General features: G+C 61.4%; 15 protein-coding genes. 2 read left to right on the plus strand and 13 right to left on the minus strand.

What is annotated here, in order from left to right:
• Positions 1–21 precede the first annotated feature (21 nt).
• The 10 genes from NZ746_02435 to cofG all read right to left on the minus strand — a co-directional run bounded on the left by NZ746_02435 (position 22) and on the right by cofG (position 9,745).
• A complete protein-coding gene (locus NZ746_02435) occupies positions 22–480 on the minus strand; it encodes a biopolymer transporter ExbD (GenBank protein MCS6816218.1) in 459 nt (152 codons plus the stop codon).
• 83 nt (positions 481–563) lie between these two features.
• Positions 564–1,007 carry a biopolymer transporter ExbD gene (locus NZ746_02440; protein ID MCS6816219.1) on the minus strand — a complete coding sequence of 148 codons (444 nt, stop codon included), beginning with the start codon at positions 1,005–1,007 and terminating at the stop codon, positions 564–566.
• Between the two features lie 6 nt (positions 1,008–1,013).
• On the minus strand, positions 1,014–1,754 hold the full coding sequence (locus tag NZ746_02445) for a MotA/TolQ/ExbB proton channel family protein (GenBank protein ID MCS6816220.1): 741 nt from the start codon (positions 1,752–1,754) through the stop codon (positions 1,014–1,016).
• 29 nt (positions 1,755–1,783) lie between these two features.
• Positions 1,784–2,548: an energy transducer TonB gene (locus NZ746_02450; protein ID MCS6816221.1), complete on the minus strand. Its 765-nt coding sequence runs from the start codon at positions 2,546–2,548 to the stop codon at positions 1,784–1,786.
• 160 nt (positions 2,549–2,708) lie between these two features.
• Positions 2,709–4,001, minus strand: a complete 1,293-nt coding sequence (gene secF, locus NZ746_02455) for a protein translocase subunit SecF (GenBank protein ID MCS6816222.1) — start codon at positions 3,999–4,001, stop codon at positions 2,709–2,711.
• 1 nt (position 4,002) lies between these two features.
• Positions 4,003–5,664, minus strand: coding sequence for a protein translocase subunit SecD (gene secD, locus NZ746_02460; GenBank protein MCS6816223.1), 1,662 nt, complete (start codon positions 5,662–5,664; stop codon positions 4,003–4,005).
• Positions 5,665–5,712: 48 nt separating this feature from the next.
• Positions 5,713–6,030 carry a preprotein translocase subunit YajC gene (gene yajC / locus NZ746_02465; protein MCS6816224.1) on the minus strand — a complete coding sequence of 106 codons (318 nt, stop codon included), beginning with the start codon at positions 6,028–6,030 and terminating at the stop codon, positions 5,713–5,715.
• A gap of 42 nt (positions 6,031–6,072) precedes the next feature.
• A complete protein-coding gene (gene tgt, locus NZ746_02470; protein MCS6816225.1) occupies positions 6,073–7,233 on the minus strand; it encodes a tRNA guanosine(34) transglycosylase Tgt in 1,161 nt (386 codons plus the stop codon).
• 71 nt (positions 7,234–7,304) lie between these two features.
• Positions 7,305–8,486, minus strand: coding sequence for a 5-amino-6-(D-ribitylamino)uracil--L-tyrosine 4-hydroxyphenyl transferase CofH (gene cofH / locus NZ746_02475; GenBank protein ID MCS6816226.1), 1,182 nt, complete (start codon positions 8,484–8,486; stop codon positions 7,305–7,307).
• Entirely contained in the window at positions 8,483–9,745 is a 1,263-nt protein-coding gene (gene cofG / locus NZ746_02480; protein ID MCS6816227.1) for a 7,8-didemethyl-8-hydroxy-5-deazariboflavin synthase CofG, read from the minus strand. Before cofG ends, cofH begins: the two co-directional genes overlap by 4 nt.
• 206 nt (positions 9,746–9,951) lie before the next feature.
• Here cofG and NZ746_02485 point away from each other — a divergent pair, with 206 nt between their 5' ends.
• Positions 9,952–10,806: a proline dehydrogenase family protein gene (locus NZ746_02485; GenBank protein MCS6816228.1), complete on the plus strand. Its 855-nt coding sequence runs from the start codon at positions 9,952–9,954 to the stop codon at positions 10,804–10,806.
• 14 nt (positions 10,807–10,820) lie between these two features.
• On the opposite strand, the gene NZ746_02490 is transcribed toward NZ746_02485, so the two are convergent.
• Together NZ746_02490 and NZ746_02495 are read right to left on the minus strand one after the other, a co-directional pair.
• On the minus strand, positions 10,821–11,342 hold the full coding sequence (locus tag NZ746_02490; protein ID MCS6816229.1) for a ribonuclease H-like domain-containing protein: 522 nt from the start codon (positions 11,340–11,342) through the stop codon (positions 10,821–10,823).
• The gene (locus NZ746_02495) at positions 11,315–12,070 is read right to left on the minus strand and encodes a 1-acyl-sn-glycerol-3-phosphate acyltransferase (protein MCS6816230.1); all 756 of its coding nucleotides are present in this window, start codon (positions 12,068–12,070) and stop codon (positions 11,315–11,317) included. The genes NZ746_02490 and NZ746_02495 overlap by 28 nt, the downstream gene beginning before the upstream one ends.
• Before the next feature lie 138 nt (positions 12,071–12,208).
• Between NZ746_02495 and NZ746_02500 the strand changes: the two genes are divergently transcribed.
• Entirely contained in the window at positions 12,209–14,845 is a 2,637-nt protein-coding gene (locus NZ746_02500) for a M14 family zinc carboxypeptidase (GenBank protein MCS6816231.1), read from the plus strand.
• Positions 14,846–14,885: 40 nt separating this feature from the next.
• Here NZ746_02500 and NZ746_02505 read toward each other — a convergent pair whose 3' ends face one another.
• A complete protein-coding gene (locus NZ746_02505; GenBank protein ID MCS6816232.1) occupies positions 14,886–16,502 on the minus strand; it encodes an amidohydrolase in 1,617 nt (538 codons plus the stop codon).
• Positions 16,503–16,537 lie beyond the last annotated feature (35 nt).

Genomic DNA, 16,537 nt, shown 5'->3' on the forward strand with positions numbered 1-16,537 from the left:
CAAAATTTTCCGTCCGGACGATCAACGTTCCGGCAAATCGTCGATCTGTAGGCCGATGGGCGTGGCTCCGGCCGCTTTCACAATGTCAATAACGCGCACGACCTCCCCATAGAGCGTGTTGCGCGGCGCACGGATGAAGACCGAGCGCTGATCTGGGGGCCGCGCGGCAATGATATCACCCAACTTCTCCCTCAGCGTCTCTTCCGTCACCGACTCAACGTTGAGCTTGAGTCCAACCAATCGTCCGGAGGCATCCGCCTCGACGGAGACGACGAGCGCCAGCGGATTACTCACGGCAACGTTCTCCGGCGGCTTCTCCGGAATCTTCGATTCGAGCTTGCTCGGCTTGAGCGGCGTGATGGCCATGAAGATGATCAGGAGCACGAGCAAGATGTCAATGAGCGGAACGACGTTCATGTCCACCAGAGGCTTGCCCGCCTCCGGCCGCTTGTAGTCCTCCTTCCCAGTTGGTATCGCCATGGTCTCTCCCCCCGCGTGAGAAGTGGGGAGAGCCACGCGGCCGAGATCGCCTTTCGACGCTCGGCTCGCCGTGCCCTCCCGTTTCACTCGGATTCTGGTTTCGTTCGCTTACCCGGATCAACGACCAAGCCGACGCGATCCACGCCGGCGCTGCGAATGGCGTTGATCACCCCCACAACGTTATCGTAGCGCACCCGATTATCGGCCTTCACGTAGACGACGCGCTGGTCCAGCGGGCGAGCTTCCATCATCCGACGAATCCGCGTCTCCAGCTCGCTCTGACTCACCAGATCACGTCCCACGTAGATGGTCCCATCAATCGGGATCGCTACGACGACGGCGCTCTCCTTATTGATGTCGGGATCCTCCTCACCGTGCGGTGCTTTGGGCAGCGTCACCGCGATGCCCGCTTGTAGGAAGGGGGTGACAACCATCATGATGATGAGCAACACCAGCATGATGTCGGCCATGGGGATGACGTTGATCTCGGCCATGACCCCCTTTCGCTCGCCGACTTGCATTCCCATAGGGGCTCAGCTCCTTTTCTTCAGGAAGGGCATCAATGCGACGTCCACCAATTCGGATGAGGAGTTCTCCATCTCCACGACGAAGGACTCCATCCGGTTGGTGAAGTAGTTGAACATCCACACGGCCGGGATGGCCACAAAGAGCCCGTAGGCCGTATTCACCAGGGCCTCGGAGATGCCACCTGCCACCGCCGCGATTCCCGCCGTCTCTGCTTGCTTCAGCCCTTGGAAGGCGTTCACGATGCCCACGACCGTACCGAACAAGCCGACGAATGGCGCCGTCGAACCAATGGTTGCCAACTGCGACAGACCACGTTTGAACTCAGCCGTCTTGATAGCGATCGCTCGCTGCAGGGCGCGCCGTGTCGCTTCGACGATCTCGCCCGGAATGTCCGTAGAGAGCTGGTGGGAGCGGAACTCCTGGAGTCCCGCGTTGACAACCATCGCCAGGTGGCTCTTCTTGTACTTGCTCGAGAGCGCGATGGCATCATCCAAACGACCTTCGCGTAAGGCCGCGGCGACTTTCGGGGCGAACTCGCGCGATTGCTTCTTCGCCGCCGAATAGGTAAGCAGTCGCTCGATCATCACCGCGATCGAGTACATGGACATCAGGGACAGGATGATGATCACGATCAATCCCACCGTCCCCAATCGTTGGAGCATAGCCCAGAGAGTGAACTCCACGGCTCCCGCGCCCTCTTGCAAGAGCAGGCCAATGCCCGCGTGCGTCAAGATGCTGTAGCCCATATGCTTTCTCCCTCCTTGGTTGTGAGATTTCAGAGCTTAAAGTTGAAAATCAGAATGCCCGTCACCTTGATGGGCTCCCCGCTGAGGAGCGTCGGACGGAACTTCCACTGCCATGCGGCTTCCAAGGCCGCCTGCCGCAGGAGCGGATGGCCATCAATCACCTGCGCCGAGATGACGTTCCCCTCCTCGTCAATAACGACTTCAACCTGAACTGTCCCTTGGACTCGGGCCGCGCGAGCGATCGCCGGATAGACCGGGGTGACCTTCCGAATCGCATTCCCCTGCAGCACGCCTTGCGATACGCGTCGTGGCGGTTCCTTCCTCTCCTCTCTTGGTGGCGGCGGCGGAGGAGGAGCTTCCACGGGGCCTGCTACGCTCCCTAAGACTCCCCCAACAACTCCACCGAGGACTCCTCCAGGGACTCCACCTGGAACCCCTCCTGGCACACCTCCCATCACGCCCGCGGAGACCGCAACAACAGGAAGATTAGCAGGCGGCAATTCCTTCGGAATCTCCTTGGGCGCGATGAACTCCGTCGGCACGACGACGACTTTCGTCGCCGCCGGGACGGCCGCACTTGGGGGCGGAGGCGGAGGAGGCGGTGGCGGTGGTGGTGGCGCCACCAAAGCCGCCGAGATGAATTGCTCTCTCAGCTCGGGATTCACGAGCATGATGCTCGCTACGATGGCCGTCACCACGATGAAGCTATAGACGACCATCGTCGCGAGAAAGAACCACTTGGTCGGCGACTTTTGCTTTTGCGTCGTTGACTCGATCAGAGACCATTCAAACATAGGCCCCCCTTACGCGTGTGATGCCGATGGGTCAAGGGACGGAAATACTTCCACATACCACCCCACTGCTCTCTCTCAGGCCAGCAACCAAACGGAAGTATATCGTCCCTCCCCCTTTCGGTCAAGATCCCTTTTATGTATCGCGTCGAGACCACGTACCTCAGCGAGAAGCTGTCGCGCGCCGCTCCTTTTGGCTCGGCGTCGCCTCCGCCGGCTTTGGTCGGACGACAGGTCGCCGCGCCTGCCGCTGGCTTTGCCACGTTTGCCACCACAGCATGATCGGGCTCGCGATGGCGATCGTGGAATAGGTCCCTACGATGATCCCCACCAGCAGAGCGAGCGAGAATCCGCTGAGCACCTCGCCGCCGAAAAGATAGAGCGAAAGAACGGCCAGCAACGTCAATCCCGACGTGAGGATCGTCCGCGAGAGCGTCTGATTGATGCTATCGTTAACGATCTTCGTCAAACCCTCCCGCCGCCGTAACCGCAGGTTCTCGCGAACGCGGTCGAAGATGACGATCGTGTCGTTGACCGAATATCCCACGAGCGTCAAGAGGGCAGCCACTACATTCAGGGAGATCTCCTTTTGCACAAGCGAGAAGATGCCGAGGGTGACTAAGACATCGTGGAAGATGGCAATGACGGCGGCCACTCCGTAGATCCATTCGAAGCGGAAGGCGATGTAGATGAGCATGCCGACCAAGGAGGCGAGCGTGACCGAGATGGCGCGCTGTCGCAGTTCCTGTCCGATTTGCGGGCCGACGATCTCCGCGCTGATCATCGCCGCATTGCCGGCGAAGAATCGCTGCGGCATCCACTGGATCAAGGCCGTTGGCACTCCCGATACAGCTCGTAGATCAGCGAGATCGCGCAGCAGGCCGCCTTGGTCTTGATCCCGATATCGGATGATGGCATCCGCATATCGGCCATATTCGAGTTCGGCTGCGGCACGCCCTGAAGCGGAGATCAGCCCCAGCGGATCTTCCGTCAAGAACACCTCTCGCAACCGATCTCGGCTGATCGTGTTGAGGTCCACCTTCGTCGCGACTTCCGAGGGCGGATTGAAGGTGTTCAAAGCCGCCAGGATCGCGCGCTTCTCCACATCGAGATCGCTCTCCACGGAAGAGCCCGCCTTCTGTCCCGCCTCGCGCTGCGGAAGACGGATCAAGACTTCGTTCTTGATCCCGCTGATGGGATCGCTGATCGGTTGGATGATGACTTTCCCAGGATCAATCCCCTGCTTGCCGAGTGCCTCGCGCAAGCGATCCTCCGGTGGGGGAGTGTCCTTGAACTTCACATTCACAAGCGTCCCACCGGCGAAGTCGATGCCGAGGTTGAAACCGCGCGTGAAAGCTGACACCCCTCCCAGTACGAGCAGAGCGAGCGAGACCAAGATGAACTTCCGCTTCAGGCGGATCCAGTCAATATTCGGCGTCTTGATCAGCTCGTACATATCAAATGCTCAACGCTTCTGGTCGGCCTCCCTGGCGTTCCAGAACCCAACTGAAGATCGCCCGCGACACGAAGATCGCCGTGAAGAAATTCGCGATCAATCCAGCTGTGAGCGTGACGGCGAATCCTCGAATCGGTCCCGTCCCGAAGACGAAGAGGAAGAGGGCGGCGATGATCGTCGTGAGGTTCGTATCGAAGATCGTCGTGAACGCGCGTTCGAAGCCCAGGGCGACGGCCGAAGCCGGAACCTTCCCATTGCGCAACTCTTCCCGAATGCGCTCGAAGATGAGCACATTGGCATCTACAGCCATGCCGATGGTAAGGGCGACGCCGGCAATGCCCGGCAGTGTCAACACAGCGCCCACAATCTTCATCGCCGCGAGCAGCAGGATGAGATTCAGAACGAGTCCGATGACGGCGTTCACACCCGAGAGCCGATAGTAGAAGAGCATGAAGATCGTGATGGCGGCTAATCCCGCGATCGAGGCCGCGAATCCTTGTCGGATCGAATCAGCGCCCAGGCTCGGTCCGACCGTCCGCTCCTCCAAATACGTCACGCGCGCCGGAAGCGCGCCCGAGCGCAGCGTCAGGGCGAGGTCCTCTGCTTCCTCCTTGGTGAAATCCCCCTCGATGCGCCCTTCGTCGCGGATCGCATCTCGGATGACGGGAGCGCTCTTGATCTCGTTGTTGAGGATGATGGCCAGATTCTTCCCGATGTTAGCGCTTGTGGCCGTGTAAAAGCGTTCGGCTCCCGAGGGACGCAGCGAGAAGAGAATCTCGTAGACGGTCCCTCCAGCTTGCGAGGGAACGGCTTGAGCGTTGCGAAGATCATCCCCGGTGATCACGGGGGTCTTCTCGACGACATAGTACTGCACGGGAGGGGCAGCGGGATCACGCCGGCGCTCGCGCGCCGGGAGGATCTCCTTATCCGGAGGCACGGTGCCTCCCACAGCTTGTCGCGCGGCCTCTTCGCTCGGATACGGGCCGCTATGAACGAGCTTCAGCTCCAGGCGGGATTCAGCGCGGATGAGATTCTTCACCCGTTCGGGATCGTCCACGCCCGGCAACTGCAGCAGGATCTGGTATCCGGTCGCTGGCCCATGCCGCGCGATCGTCGGCTCGGCGACGCCGAAGGCATTGATCCGCTGCTCGATGATCCGCATGGCTTGCTCGGTCGCCCGTTCCCGGACGTCGCGCATCTCTTCATCCTTCATCTCGAAAATGAGGCGTTTGCCCTCGTTGCGCGCTGTCCAACCTGGGCCGAAATCGAGCGTGATGCGGGCCTTGGCATCCTCTATCTGTGCGCTGTCCTCCAGATCGACCTCGATCCGGCCAAGCGCCGGTGAGGTGATGTTCGTGAATTTGATTCCCGCTTGCTGGAGGATCGAACGCGCCTTCTCCAAATTCCCCGCCGTGATCGAGCGAACGGCATCGTCGGTCTGAACCTGGAGGATCAGGTGGCTCCCCCCGCGCAGGTCAAGGCCGAGCTTGATGTTTTCAGAGAGGTTCTTTTTGAGGCGGCTCGGCGTGAAGTTCGCTGCGATCGCCTGAGCGGTGATGCGCCCCGAAGCGTCACGGAATTGGAAGGGGCCGAACAAGAGATACAGGGCAATCAGGGTGACGCCCCCGATCAGAAGGAAGCGGTTCCGAAGCTTCCGACTCATCTCACCGCCTGCGCGCGAAGTGTGTTCTTGGCCGAAAGGCCCGAGGGATCATTTCGCCGTCGCTCTCTCGCTCTCTTCCGGGCGCGGTTGTTGCAAGCCAATGACGGCATTGCGGGCGATCTCCAAACGGGACTGATCGGAACGGACGACCAACGTCTCATCGCGCACGCTGATGATCGTCCCGTAGATGCCCCCTGTGGTCACGATCTTGTCGCCGACTTTGAGATTAGCGATCAGCTCCTGCAACTTCTTCCGGCGCCGGCGTTCTGGCAGGATGATGAGCACGTAGAAGATGAGGAAGATCAACAACAGTGGAACGAGCGAGAGGAAAGCATTTCCGGCCTGCAGAAGAATTCCGACGTTCATAATTGATGCGCCCGCTGGCGAGAGCTTGGCAACGATCCCTCCTTATTCGTTATGGTCAACCCGCAGAGCAACCTCTTCATACCGGCGCAAGAATTCGCGCGCGAACTCTGCGAAGTTGCCAAACACGATAGCTTGCCTGATCTTCCGCATCGTGTCAAGGTAGAAGTGCACGTTGTGATAGGTGCAGAGGATGGCCGAGAGGATTTCGCCGCTCGCATAGAGATGGCGGATGTACGCTCGCGAATATCGCCGACAGACCCGGCAGGTGCAATCTTCGTCCAGGGGGCGCGAATCGCGAGCATAAGCGGCATTCTTGATGTTGAGGGGGCCGCGCGAGGTGAAGACCTGGCCATTGCGCGCATTGCGCGTGGGGAGGACGCAGTCGAACATATCTACGCCTCGCTCCACGCTGCGAACGAGATCGGCGGGCGTGCCCACGCCCATCAGGTATCGCGGACGATCCCGCGGCATCAGCTCAGCCACATATTCCACGATGTCGAACATGACCGACTTCTCCTCTCCCACGCTCAGGCCGCCGATGGCATAGCCATCGAACCCGATCTCCAGTAGTTCCTCCAGGCTGCGTCGACGCAAGTCGGGATAGAGGCTCCCTTGGATGATCCCAAAGAGCGCCGCCTGCATCCCTTGATTCTGTCGGCGCAGCTCCTCAAAGCGCGTCTTGCTGCGGCGCGCCCATGCCGTCGTCAAGCGGACGGCGCGTTCGGCCTCCGCGCGTTCGGCGGGATTCTCAATGCATTCATCGAGAACCATGATGATGTCCGATCCCAAGGCCACTTGGATCTCGATAGCGCGTTCGGGCGTCAATACGTGGCGCGACCCATCCAAGTGGGATTGGAAGTGTACCCCCTCTTCGCGCACGGTTCGCAGCGGCGCTAGGCTGAAGATCTGATACCCCCCGCTGTCGGTCAGGATCGCGCGTTCCCATGCCATGAAACGGTGCAGCCCACCCAGCTCGCGAATCGTCTGCTCGCCGGGGCGGAGGAAGAGGTGATACGTGTTGGCCAGGATGATGCGGGCATCCAGGTCCTCGAGCATCTCCTGCGTCAGCGCCTTCACCGTCGCTTGCGTCCCCACGGGCATGAAGACGGGCGTCTCCACGACGCCATGTGCCGTGCGCAAAAGGCCCGCCCGCGCGCGCGTCGTCCGATCCTCGGCAATGAGCTGAAACATCACCGCTTCCATGTTCGACCCTCACATCTTAACTCCGAGAGGGGGATGACGGTCAATTGCGCGGGAGGGAGATGTTCGACAATTCAGGCGAAGATGCGCCGAATCTGGTAAGTCGTCGTGCGTTCGGCGGGGATGCGGCCCAGCTCGCGGATGCGGGCATGAAATTCCTCGGGCGCCAGATACTCTCCGGCCGTTGCTCCTGCCAATCGGGAGATATTCTCTTCCATGAGGGTGCCCCCGTAGTCGTTGGCGCCCGCCCGTAAGCAGAGCTGCGAGAGCGCGCGCCCGAGCTTCACCCAAGAGACCTGAATGTTCTCGATCCATCCTCGCAAGAGCAGTCGCGCGAGGGCATGAACTTTCAGATGTTCCTCCAGGGTCGGTCCCGGTCGCGCTTTCCCGAGCTTGTAGAGCACAGTGTTCCAAGGGACGAAGCCCAAGGGGACGAATTCCGTGAATCCGCCGGTGCGCTTCTGGATCTCGCGCAACAGCAGCAGATGACCAACCCAGTGCTCCGGCGTCTCCACGTGTCCATACATCATCGTGGAGGTGGAGCGAATGCCTAGCTCGTGGGCCGTCGTGATCACCTCCACCCACTGGGCGACGGTGAGTTTCTGCCGCGAGATGCGCCACCGCACCACGTCGTCGAGGATCTCGGCGGCCGTCCCCGGCAGCGTGTCCAAGCCGTTCTCCTTCAGCATGAGCAAGTAATCGCGGAGCGCCATCCCCGTTCGCTCGACGCCATAGACGATCTCCATCGGCGAGAAAGCGTGGATGTGAATCTGGGGGACGCGCTCTTTGATCGCCCGCAGGATGTCGCGGTAGAAGAATCCGTCCATATTTGGGGGCAATCCGCCTTGCACGCAGACCTCGGTCGCGCCCCGTTGCCAAGCCTCGACGGCTTTCTCGGCGATCTGATCGAGCGTCAAAGCGTACGCGTCTCGCTCCTTCGGTGTGCGGCTGAAGGCGCAAAAGCTGCAGCCGACGAAGCAGATGTTGGTGAAATTGATGTTCCGGTTGACGACGTAGGTGACAATATCGCCGACGGTCTCCCGCCGCACCTGATCGGCGACGGTCACAAGGGCGCGCACCTCCGCGCCCCTCGCCCGAGCCAGCCGAAGACCTTCCTCGAAATTCAACTCGCGCCCGGCCAACGCGGCTTCTAAGATTCGAGCCAGATCACGAGGCGCGCGCGCGAGCGCGCGCTCCACCGATGCTTCTTCGCCTTCGAGCTTCCCCATGATGTCCGTCAGCAAGTCTTCTCTCATGCCGGATACCCTTCCTCGGTCACGCGCGCGAGAACGCGCGCCGAAAGCTCTGGGGTCAGGAACCCAGGCCGTCGAATGAATTCCGGATAAATGGCCAAGCGTTCTCGGAGTTCGAACCCTCGGACGCGCATTTGTTCGCGCAGCCATTCGATCTGAGGCCAGGGACGTTCAGGATTGATGTGATCGGGCGTGAGCGGAGAAATCCCCCCCCAATCGTTGATTCCGGCATGAAGGAGGATGCCCATCGCCTCACTGGCTTGCGGCGAAGGCGACCATAGCGTCGAGGGGGCATCCGGAATGAGATTCGGGGGCACTTGAATGTTCATCCGCCCACCGAAGAGAAGGCGAGCGACGGCCACCGTGCGGGCTAGGTCTTCCACGGTCGGCTCCGGATGTGCGCGCATGGGGATGTTCGGTTTGGCCCGAAAGTTCTGGATGATGATCTCCTGAATATGCCCGTAGGTCTCGTGGATCGCGCGTAACGCGAGGAGCGAATCCACGCGCTCCTCGAGGGTCTCCCCGATGCCGATGAGCAGGCCCGTCGTGAACGGGATGCGCAAACGTCCGGCATCGGCGATCGTGCGCAATCGAAGGCGCGGGTGTTTGTCCGGAGCGCGGGAATGCGGCCCACCTCGCCGCAGAAGACGCGGGCTCGCATTCTCCAGCATCAAGCCCATGCTCACGCTCACCTCTTTGAGCGCGCGCAGATCGGCTTCGGTCATCACTCCCGGGTTCACGTGGGGCAACAATTCGGTCTCCGCCAACACGCGCGCGCACATGGCGCGCAAGTAGCCGAGCGTCGTCTCGTGTCCGAGTGCCGCGAGCGTCCGACGCATTTCGGGAAACGCTCGCTCCGGTTTATCGCCCAGGCTGAAAAGGGCTTCCTTGCACCCGAGTCGTTCCCCGGCCCGCGCGACGGCGAGCACTTCCTCGGGCGTCATCGTCTTCGCCTCGGGCTCCCCAGGATCCTTGCGAAACGTGCAATAGGCGCAATAGTCGCGGCACAGATTCGTGAGGGGAAGGAAGACCTTCTTGGAGAAGGTGATCGTGCGTCCGCGTTCGCGATCGCGGACTTCGGCCGCCGCCTCCAAAAGCGCCCACCACTCGTCCCCTTCAGCTTGAATGAGAAGCAAGGTATCTTCGCGGTCTAGGCGCTGACCCGCGCGCGCTTTCTTCAGCGCGGCGATGAAGGCGCGATAGAAACGTCGTTCCCCCCCGCGCGGTAGGACATGCGCGATGTCGCCGCCTCGCCCGCTCATCGTCGTGAGCGTTAACTGTATCGCACTCGGACGATGTGCGCAAACGCGCGCCCCTCGTTTGTGAAATCTTCAGGCGACGCCGTAAAATTCGAGAGGGGCTATGCGAGGGTGCGGACGCGCGAGCTCTTGGGGCAACAGCCGAAGAACACGGCGAGAGTGTGCTGGCATCCCTCGCGCATCATGTTGGGCGTTTCGAGGAGCAGGCTATGGACCTCTTCTTCCTGGCTCGCCGCTTCGTCGCGGGCGTGGATGTCGAAAGCGCCATCCGCGTCGTTCGGGGATTGAATGAGAGAGGGTTACAGGCGACGCTGGATTTCCTCGGCGAAAACGTTCGAGATCGCGAGCAGGCCGAGAAGGCCGTCGAGGCCTACGCTTCTCTCCTGGGGGAGATCGCGACGGCCGGCATCGAGTCGGACATCTCGGTGAAGCTCACGCAGCTCGGATTGGACATCAGCGAGCGATTCTGCGAGGAGAATATGGAGCGGCTTCTCTCCCGCGCCGCTGAATGTCGCAACTTCGTCTGGATCGACATGGAGGGATCAGCCTACACGCAGCGCACGTTGGACCTTTTCTTTCGCCTCTTTCGCACTCATCCCAATGTCGGTGTGGCCATTCAGGCCTACCTCTATCGCAGCGAAGAGGACGTGCGCCGCCTCGCCGACGTGAGGGCGCGCGTGCGCGTGTGCAAGGGGGCGTACAAGGAGCCGAAGACGATCGCCTATCGGCGAATGCGCGACATTCGGCGAAATTTTCTTCGACTCGCCGAGATCCTCTTCGAGCGCGGGAGCAATCCGGCCATCGCCACGCATGACGAACAGCTCATCGAAGCCGTCCAACGCATGACGATCGAGCGGGAGATCACCCCGGATCGCTTCGAGTTCCAAATGCTCTATGGGATTCGGCCGCGCTTGCAGGAGCGGTTGGCTCGCCAAGGCTATCGCGTGCGCGTCTATGTCCCCTTCGGGACGCACTGGTTCCCTTACTTCTCTCGTCGGCTGCGAGAGCGGAAGGAGAACATCTGGTTCGTCCTGAAGAATCTCTTCGAGTGGTCCCGCGCCTGAGGTCGCGCGTGCCTTCACCACACGACGGGCACGATGCGATTGGGGGGGACGCGGACGTAGCCGCGTTCCCGCGCGAAGCGAACGATCTCGCGCAGCAATTCGACATCGCGCTGGCAGTACGCGATGACGCGCGCGACTTCTCCGGCGCGCCACCATCGAACGGCGTCTTCCCCACTTCCGCTTTTGCTCCGCCCGAGCGTCGCCCGCACGAGCGATTCGAAGGGGACGCGCCGCGCGAGCTTCCGCATCAAGTCGGCATGCAGATCGAGCGATTTGAAGTAGAGTTTGCCCACAGGCCCATATCCGCTCAGGACGGAGAAATCGAAGCGCTCACCATTGAAGGTGATGATGCGGTCGAACGTCTCCAACTCGGCGATCAATCGTGGCGCGTCGGATTCGAACCAAGTGCGGAAGTCGTGTCCCTCATCCCACGTGACGGCGACGGAGAGGCCGAAGGCGCGGATGTTCGTCCATCCGCCCGGGACCTCATGGGCCAATCGCTGCGTCTCTACATCGAGATAGATCTCGCGCGCCATGATGAAGCCGATGCGGATGACTCGGGAAGGGCAGAGGCGATCGCGCGACGCACCGTCGTCATCAGGACTTCCAGGGTCGCCACGCTATAGGCCGTCGTCGGAATCGGTTCGTGGACGATGACGCGAACGCGCCCGGGCCGACAGCGCAGCGGTCCCTTGGGCATCACCTCGTAAGTCCCGCGAATCGTCACCGGCACGATCGGCACGCCCGCTTCTAGCGCCATGAGGAAGACTCCCTTCCGAAAGGGAAGCAGCGTTCCATCGGGCGTGCGCGTGCCTTCAGGATAGGCGAGGAAGCTCACGCCTCGCCGGAGCTTCTCGGCCGCTCGATGCAAGCTCTCGATCGCGCGTTCGCGGTTCGAGCGATCAATCGGCGCGCAGTCAATCCAATACAAACCCGGGTTGAGCAGCGGCCATCGAAACAGTTCCTTCTTGGCCAAAAACGCCATATCCCGCTCAAGCGCGATCAGCTGAATGAGCGGGTCGAGCAGGCTCTGATGATTCGACAGGAAGAGATACGTTTGGTGCGGATCGAGCCGCTCCAACCCGACGACCTCAAAGCGCACGCCGCTGAGCCAAAGCCCAATTCGAATGAAGAGCCGCGCGGGAGCATAGAGCACACGTTTTTGCCGAGAAAGCAGAAAGAGCGCGAACAGCACTGGAGCGATCACCGCTAAACTGAAGCCCCAGAAGGCGAACATCGCCCATCCTCTCGCCCGATCGCGCATCGCGACGTGTGCTCCTTCCATACCCGACTTGAAACGCGTCGAGGATATGATAAACTCTCGCTCTCTGCCCGACAACGGGAGGGCTGTAGAATGCGAGGCTTGGACGCTCTCAGACGAGATCCGGAAGGAGGGAAGGGGATGAGGCGACTCCATGTTCTCTTCGTAATCGTGGGGCTTGTCCTGGGGACGATTGTTGTTCCCGCCCAGGAGGTTGTGCCGTCGCCGGCTTCGATCCTCGGCTTTCAGCCGGGCGAGGATCGGCAGGTGGCCGATTGGACGCAGATCACCGACTATTTCCGGCGATTGGATGAAGCATCCGCGCGCGTGCGGGTCTTGGAGATCGGGCGCTCGACGCAAAATCGCCCCATCCTCATGGCCGTGATCACGTCGCCGGAGAACATGGCCCATTTGGATCGGTATCGAGAGATCGCGCGCCGATTGGCCGATCCACGCACGATCGCCGATGAGGCGGAGGCCGAACGACTCATCGCGGAAGGGCGGGTGATCGTCGCCATCACCTGCTCGATCCATTCGACGGAGATCGTGGGTTCGCAGATGGCGATGGAGCTAGCTTATAGATTGGCCTCGGACGCTTCGCCGGAGACGCGCGAGATCTTGGACCGGACGATCGTGCTCCTCTTCCCGAGCGCGAATCCCGATGGGATTGACATCGTCGCTTCATGGTATCGGCGCACGCTCGGAACGCCGTATGAGGGGACGGCGCCGCCGGAGTTGTATCATCCTTACACCGGACACGACAACAATCGCGATTGGTTCATGCTCACGCAGGTCGAGACGCAAGCGATCACTCGCGCGCTCTATCGAGAGTGGTTTCCGCAAATTCTCTACGATGTGCATCAGATGGGGTCGACCGGCGCGCGCATGTTCGTGCCCCCGTTCTACGATCCGCCCAATCCGAATATTGATCCGATCCTGCTGCGCAGCGTGGCGGTGATCGGCTATCACATGGCGTGGGCGTTGACGGCAGCGGGATTTCGCGGCGTGGTGACCAGCGCGCAATACGACACGTGGTGGGCCGGTGGGTTGCGCACGATGCCGTACTATCACAACATGGTGGGGATTTTGACGGAAGCGGCGAGCGCGCGTCTGATGACGCCGATCACGCTCACGCGCGAACAGTTACGCGGAGCGACGCGCGGCTTGTCGAACCCCTTAGAGCGAACGACGAATTTCCCCGATCCGTGGCCGGGGGGCGTCTGGCGGCCGATGGACATCTTGCAAATGGAACTGGTGGCCGCGCGCGCGCTGCTACAAGTGGCGGCGCGCTATCGCGAGGAGTTTCTGCGCAATTTCTATCAGTTGGGGAAGCGCGCGATCGAGCGGGGGCGGACCGAAGAGCCTTTCGCTTACATCATCCCACCCGATCAGTGGGATCCGCCGACGGCTGCGCATATGGTGAACGTCCTGATGGCGCAGGGGGTCGAAGTCCATCGGGCGACGGAGCGATTTATGGCCGATGGGGTGGAATATCCGGCCGGCAGTTTCGTCCTGCTTCTGGCGCAACCCCTTCGCGCGCTGGTGAAGACGCTCTTGGAGATTCAGCGCTATCCGGAGCGGCGACTCTATCCGGGCGGGCCGCCCGAGCGTCCCTATGATGTCGCCGGATGGACGCTCCCGTTGCAAATGGGCGTGCGCGTTGTCGAAGTTGCGCGCCCCTTCGAGGCGCGGTTGCAGAAAGTCACCGAGGCCGTTTCACTCATCGGCCGCGTGAGCGAACCACGCGATCTGAGCCCGCGCAGGACGCAAGAGGTCGTGTGGCTCCTGGAGCCGAAGGCGAATCGCGCGTTCTCGGCCGTGAATGAACTTCTGACCTCCGGTCTCTTCCGCGTGAGTCGCCTTCCGCGTCCGATGACAATCGAGGGGCAGAGCTATCCGGCTGGAACTTTCGTCCTTCGCGTTGCCGATGGAGCGCGACCATCGGGCCCGACCACGCGGCAGACATTGGAGGAGATCGCGCGTCGGCACGGAGTGGAGATTCGCGCCGTGACGCAACGAGTGTCGGAGCTTGTGCCTCTGGAACAGCGGCGCGTTGGCCTCTACCGCAGTTGGGTGCCTTCGATGGACGAAGGATGGACGCGCTGGGTCCTCGAACAGTTCGGCTTCTCTTACACGACGCTGCGCGATCGTGACATCCGCGCGGGCGATTTGCGCGCTCGCTTCGACGTCATCATCCTGCCGAGCGATTCCCCGCGCGAGATCCGAGATGGACATCGCCCGGGCTCCTATCCTCCCGAATACACGGGGGGAATTGGGAAAGAGGGCGTAGAGCAATTGAAGGCCTTCGTCCAGAATGGAGGCGTGCTGCTCGCCTTGGGAGAATCGTCCGATCTCCTCATCGAGGAGTTCGGACTCCCGGTGCGCAACGTCTTGCGCGGTCTCTCGCCCAACGAGTACTTCTGTCCCGGGTCCATTTTACGCGTGACGATGAATCCCGATCATCCCGTGGCCTATGGTCTGCCGGTCGAGACGGATGTTTATGTGGTGGGGGGATTCGCATTTGAAGTGAGCGGGAATGCCGAGAACGCCTCGGCGCCGGAGATCGTCGCGCGATATGCCGAGGATCCATTGCGCAGCGGATATTTGCTCGGGCGCGAGAAGATCGCCGGACGCGCGGCACTGCTTGATGTGCCTTATGGACATGGACGCGTGATCCTGGTTGGATTCCGTCCGCAGCATCGCGGACAGAGTTGGGGCACGTTCAAAGTGCTCTTCAATGCCCTCTTGCTCGGTCCGCGCTCATCCGAGAAGCGATGAGCGGAAGCCCGGAGCCCACCGACGCAGCTCCGGGCGATGCTCAACGCCCTGGTCGAATCGTCGGATAGCGAATGCCGAGTTGATCGAGATAGGTGTCGTACTTCTCGGGGTTGAAGCGGAAGCGCTCGAGCAGCGGCCGAAATCGCTCCATCTTCTCTCGATTGAGATGAATCGGAGGCGGCGTCCCTTCGGGAATGAGCGAGACCCATGATTGCTCTTTCGTCTGCTCGCGGAAGTAAGCCCACGCGGCTTGCACCAGCTCCGGTTGCATGAGGAAGTCCAGCGCAGTGAGGGCGATGGCCTTGGCGCCCGCGGTTGCTCCCTTGTGCGCGATGGGCGTGGCCATACTCACGGCATTCGCCCAATGATGGCCTGGAAGACCGGGGATGTTTCCTGGGAAGCGCAGGTAGACCGTCGGCACGTTCCAGGAGATCTCGCCGATGTCGTCCGATCCCGCGCGCATCACATCGCCGCCGGCTTCGAGCCGACCGACTTCGGTGCGAAGACCAATGGGATCGGCGCCAATCTCTTTCTGCAAGGCCTTCGCCAGCATCTGATCGGCTTCGCTCCAAGCGGGCATGCCCACGCGTTCGATGTTCTTCTGCAGCACCTCGGCCACGACTTTATTGAAGTGCGTGGGCCAGGTAGCCGCGAGGATTCGTTCGGTGACCTCCGTATCGGTCATCAACGCGGCCGCTCGGGCGATTCGCTGTCCGATCTCGTGCAGGTGTTTGATGCGCGCGTAGTCTGTCTCGCGGAAGTAGTACCACACGGTCGCGCGATCAGGGACGACGTTGGGTTGGTCCCCTCCTTCCACGATGACGTAATGCGACCGATGCTGCGGGCGGAGGTGCTCGCGTCGGAAATTCCACGCGACGTTCATCAACTCGACGGCATCTAGGGCGCTGCGCCCGCGCCAAGGCGCTCCCGCACTATGCGCCGCTTCCCCGCGAAAAGTGAACTGCGTCGAGACCAAACCCGTATTGGTCACCCCATAGGCTGTGCTGAAGCCATCGCTGATGTGCGCACCGAGGACGATGTCCACATCTTTGAAGAGGCCCGCGCGCACGAAGTAATTCTTGCTCCCGAGCAGCTCCTCGGCGACGCCGGGATAGAGTCGAAGCGTTCCCGCGAGCTGATGCCGCTCCATGAGCGATTTGAGGGCAAGAGCGGCTGTGACGATCACCGCTTGTCCCGCATTATGTCCCTCGCCATGTCCTGGCGCCCCTTCGACGATCGGATCGTGATAGGCGACGCCGGGCTTTTGCGAGGCACCGGGGATGGCGTCAATGTCGGCGATGAAGCCGATCACTGGACGACCCCGCCCCCAACTAGCCACCCACGCCGTTGGAATGCCCGCGACGCCACGCTCGACGCGGAAGCCTTCTCGCTCCAAGATCTCGGTCACGTATCGCGAGGTCTCGAATTCTTGAAAGCCCAATTCGGCAAAGCTGAAGATCATGTCGACCATGACTTGCGTGAGCTTGCGCATGCCTTCGACCGTCGCGAGTAGTTCTTGCTTGTATGCCTCGATCTGGGCGGGCGAGGCGCTCCCGCGCTGGATGGCTCGAAGGTCCATCCGAGCGTCTCCCGGCCACAGACTCGCAACGCCTATCGAGAGGACGAGGATGCGTTTCACCCACGTCTTCGGCATCATGTTCTCCCTCCCTCTGCTGTGGTGATGACGGCGGG

The sequence above is a fragment of the Blastocatellia bacterium genome (genome assembly GCA_025055075.1).
Classification (GTDB): domain Bacteria; phylum Acidobacteriota; class Blastocatellia; order HR10; family HR10; genus HR10.

Excerpts from the sequence above, each read along its gene's own strand:
- NZ746_02435 (MCS6816218.1), bottom strand. The coding sequence starts at position 480 with ATGGCGATACCAACTGGGAAGGAGGACTACAAGCGGCCGGAGGCGGGC.
- NZ746_02440 (MCS6816219.1), bottom strand. The coding sequence starts at position 1,007 with ATGGGAATGCAAGTCGGCGAGCGAAAGGGGGTCATGGCCGAGATCAAC.
- NZ746_02445 (MCS6816220.1), bottom strand. The coding sequence starts at position 1,754 with ATGGGCTACAGCATCTTGACGCACGCGGGCATTGGCCTGCTCTTGCAA.
- NZ746_02450 (MCS6816221.1), bottom strand. The coding sequence starts at position 2,548 with ATGTTTGAATGGTCTCTGATCGAGTCAACGACGCAAAAGCAAAAGTCG.
- secF (MCS6816222.1), bottom strand. The coding sequence starts at position 4,001 with ATGTACGAGCTGATCAAGACGCCGAATATTGACTGGATCCGCCTGAAG.
- secD (MCS6816223.1), bottom strand. The coding sequence starts at position 5,664 with ATGAGTCGGAAGCTTCGGAACCGCTTCCTTCTGATCGGGGGCGTCACC.
- yajC (MCS6816224.1), bottom strand. The coding sequence starts at position 6,030 with ATGAACGTCGGAATTCTTCTGCAGGCCGGAAATGCTTTCCTCTCGCTC.
- tgt (MCS6816225.1), bottom strand. The coding sequence starts at position 7,233 with ATGGAAGCGGTGATGTTTCAGCTCATTGCCGAGGATCGGACGACGCGC.
- cofH (MCS6816226.1), bottom strand. The coding sequence starts at position 8,486 with ATGAGAGAAGACTTGCTGACGGACATCATGGGGAAGCTCGAAGGCGAA.
- cofG (MCS6816227.1), bottom strand. The coding sequence starts at position 9,745 with ATGAGCGGGCGAGGCGGCGACATCGCGCATGTCCTACCGCGCGGGGGG.
- NZ746_02485 (MCS6816228.1), top strand. The coding sequence starts at position 9,952 with ATGGACCTCTTCTTCCTGGCTCGCCGCTTCGTCGCGGGCGTGGATGTC.
- NZ746_02490 (MCS6816229.1), bottom strand. The coding sequence starts at position 11,342 with ATGGCGCGCGAGATCTATCTCGATGTAGAGACGCAGCGATTGGCCCAT.
- NZ746_02495 (MCS6816230.1), bottom strand. The coding sequence starts at position 12,070 with ATGCGCGATCGGGCGAGAGGATGGGCGATGTTCGCCTTCTGGGGCTTC.
- NZ746_02500 (MCS6816231.1), top strand. The coding sequence starts at position 12,209 with ATGAGGCGACTCCATGTTCTCTTCGTAATCGTGGGGCTTGTCCTGGGG.
- NZ746_02505 (MCS6816232.1), bottom strand. The coding sequence starts at position 16,502 with ATGATGCCGAAGACGTGGGTGAAACGCATCCTCGTCCTCTCGATAGGC.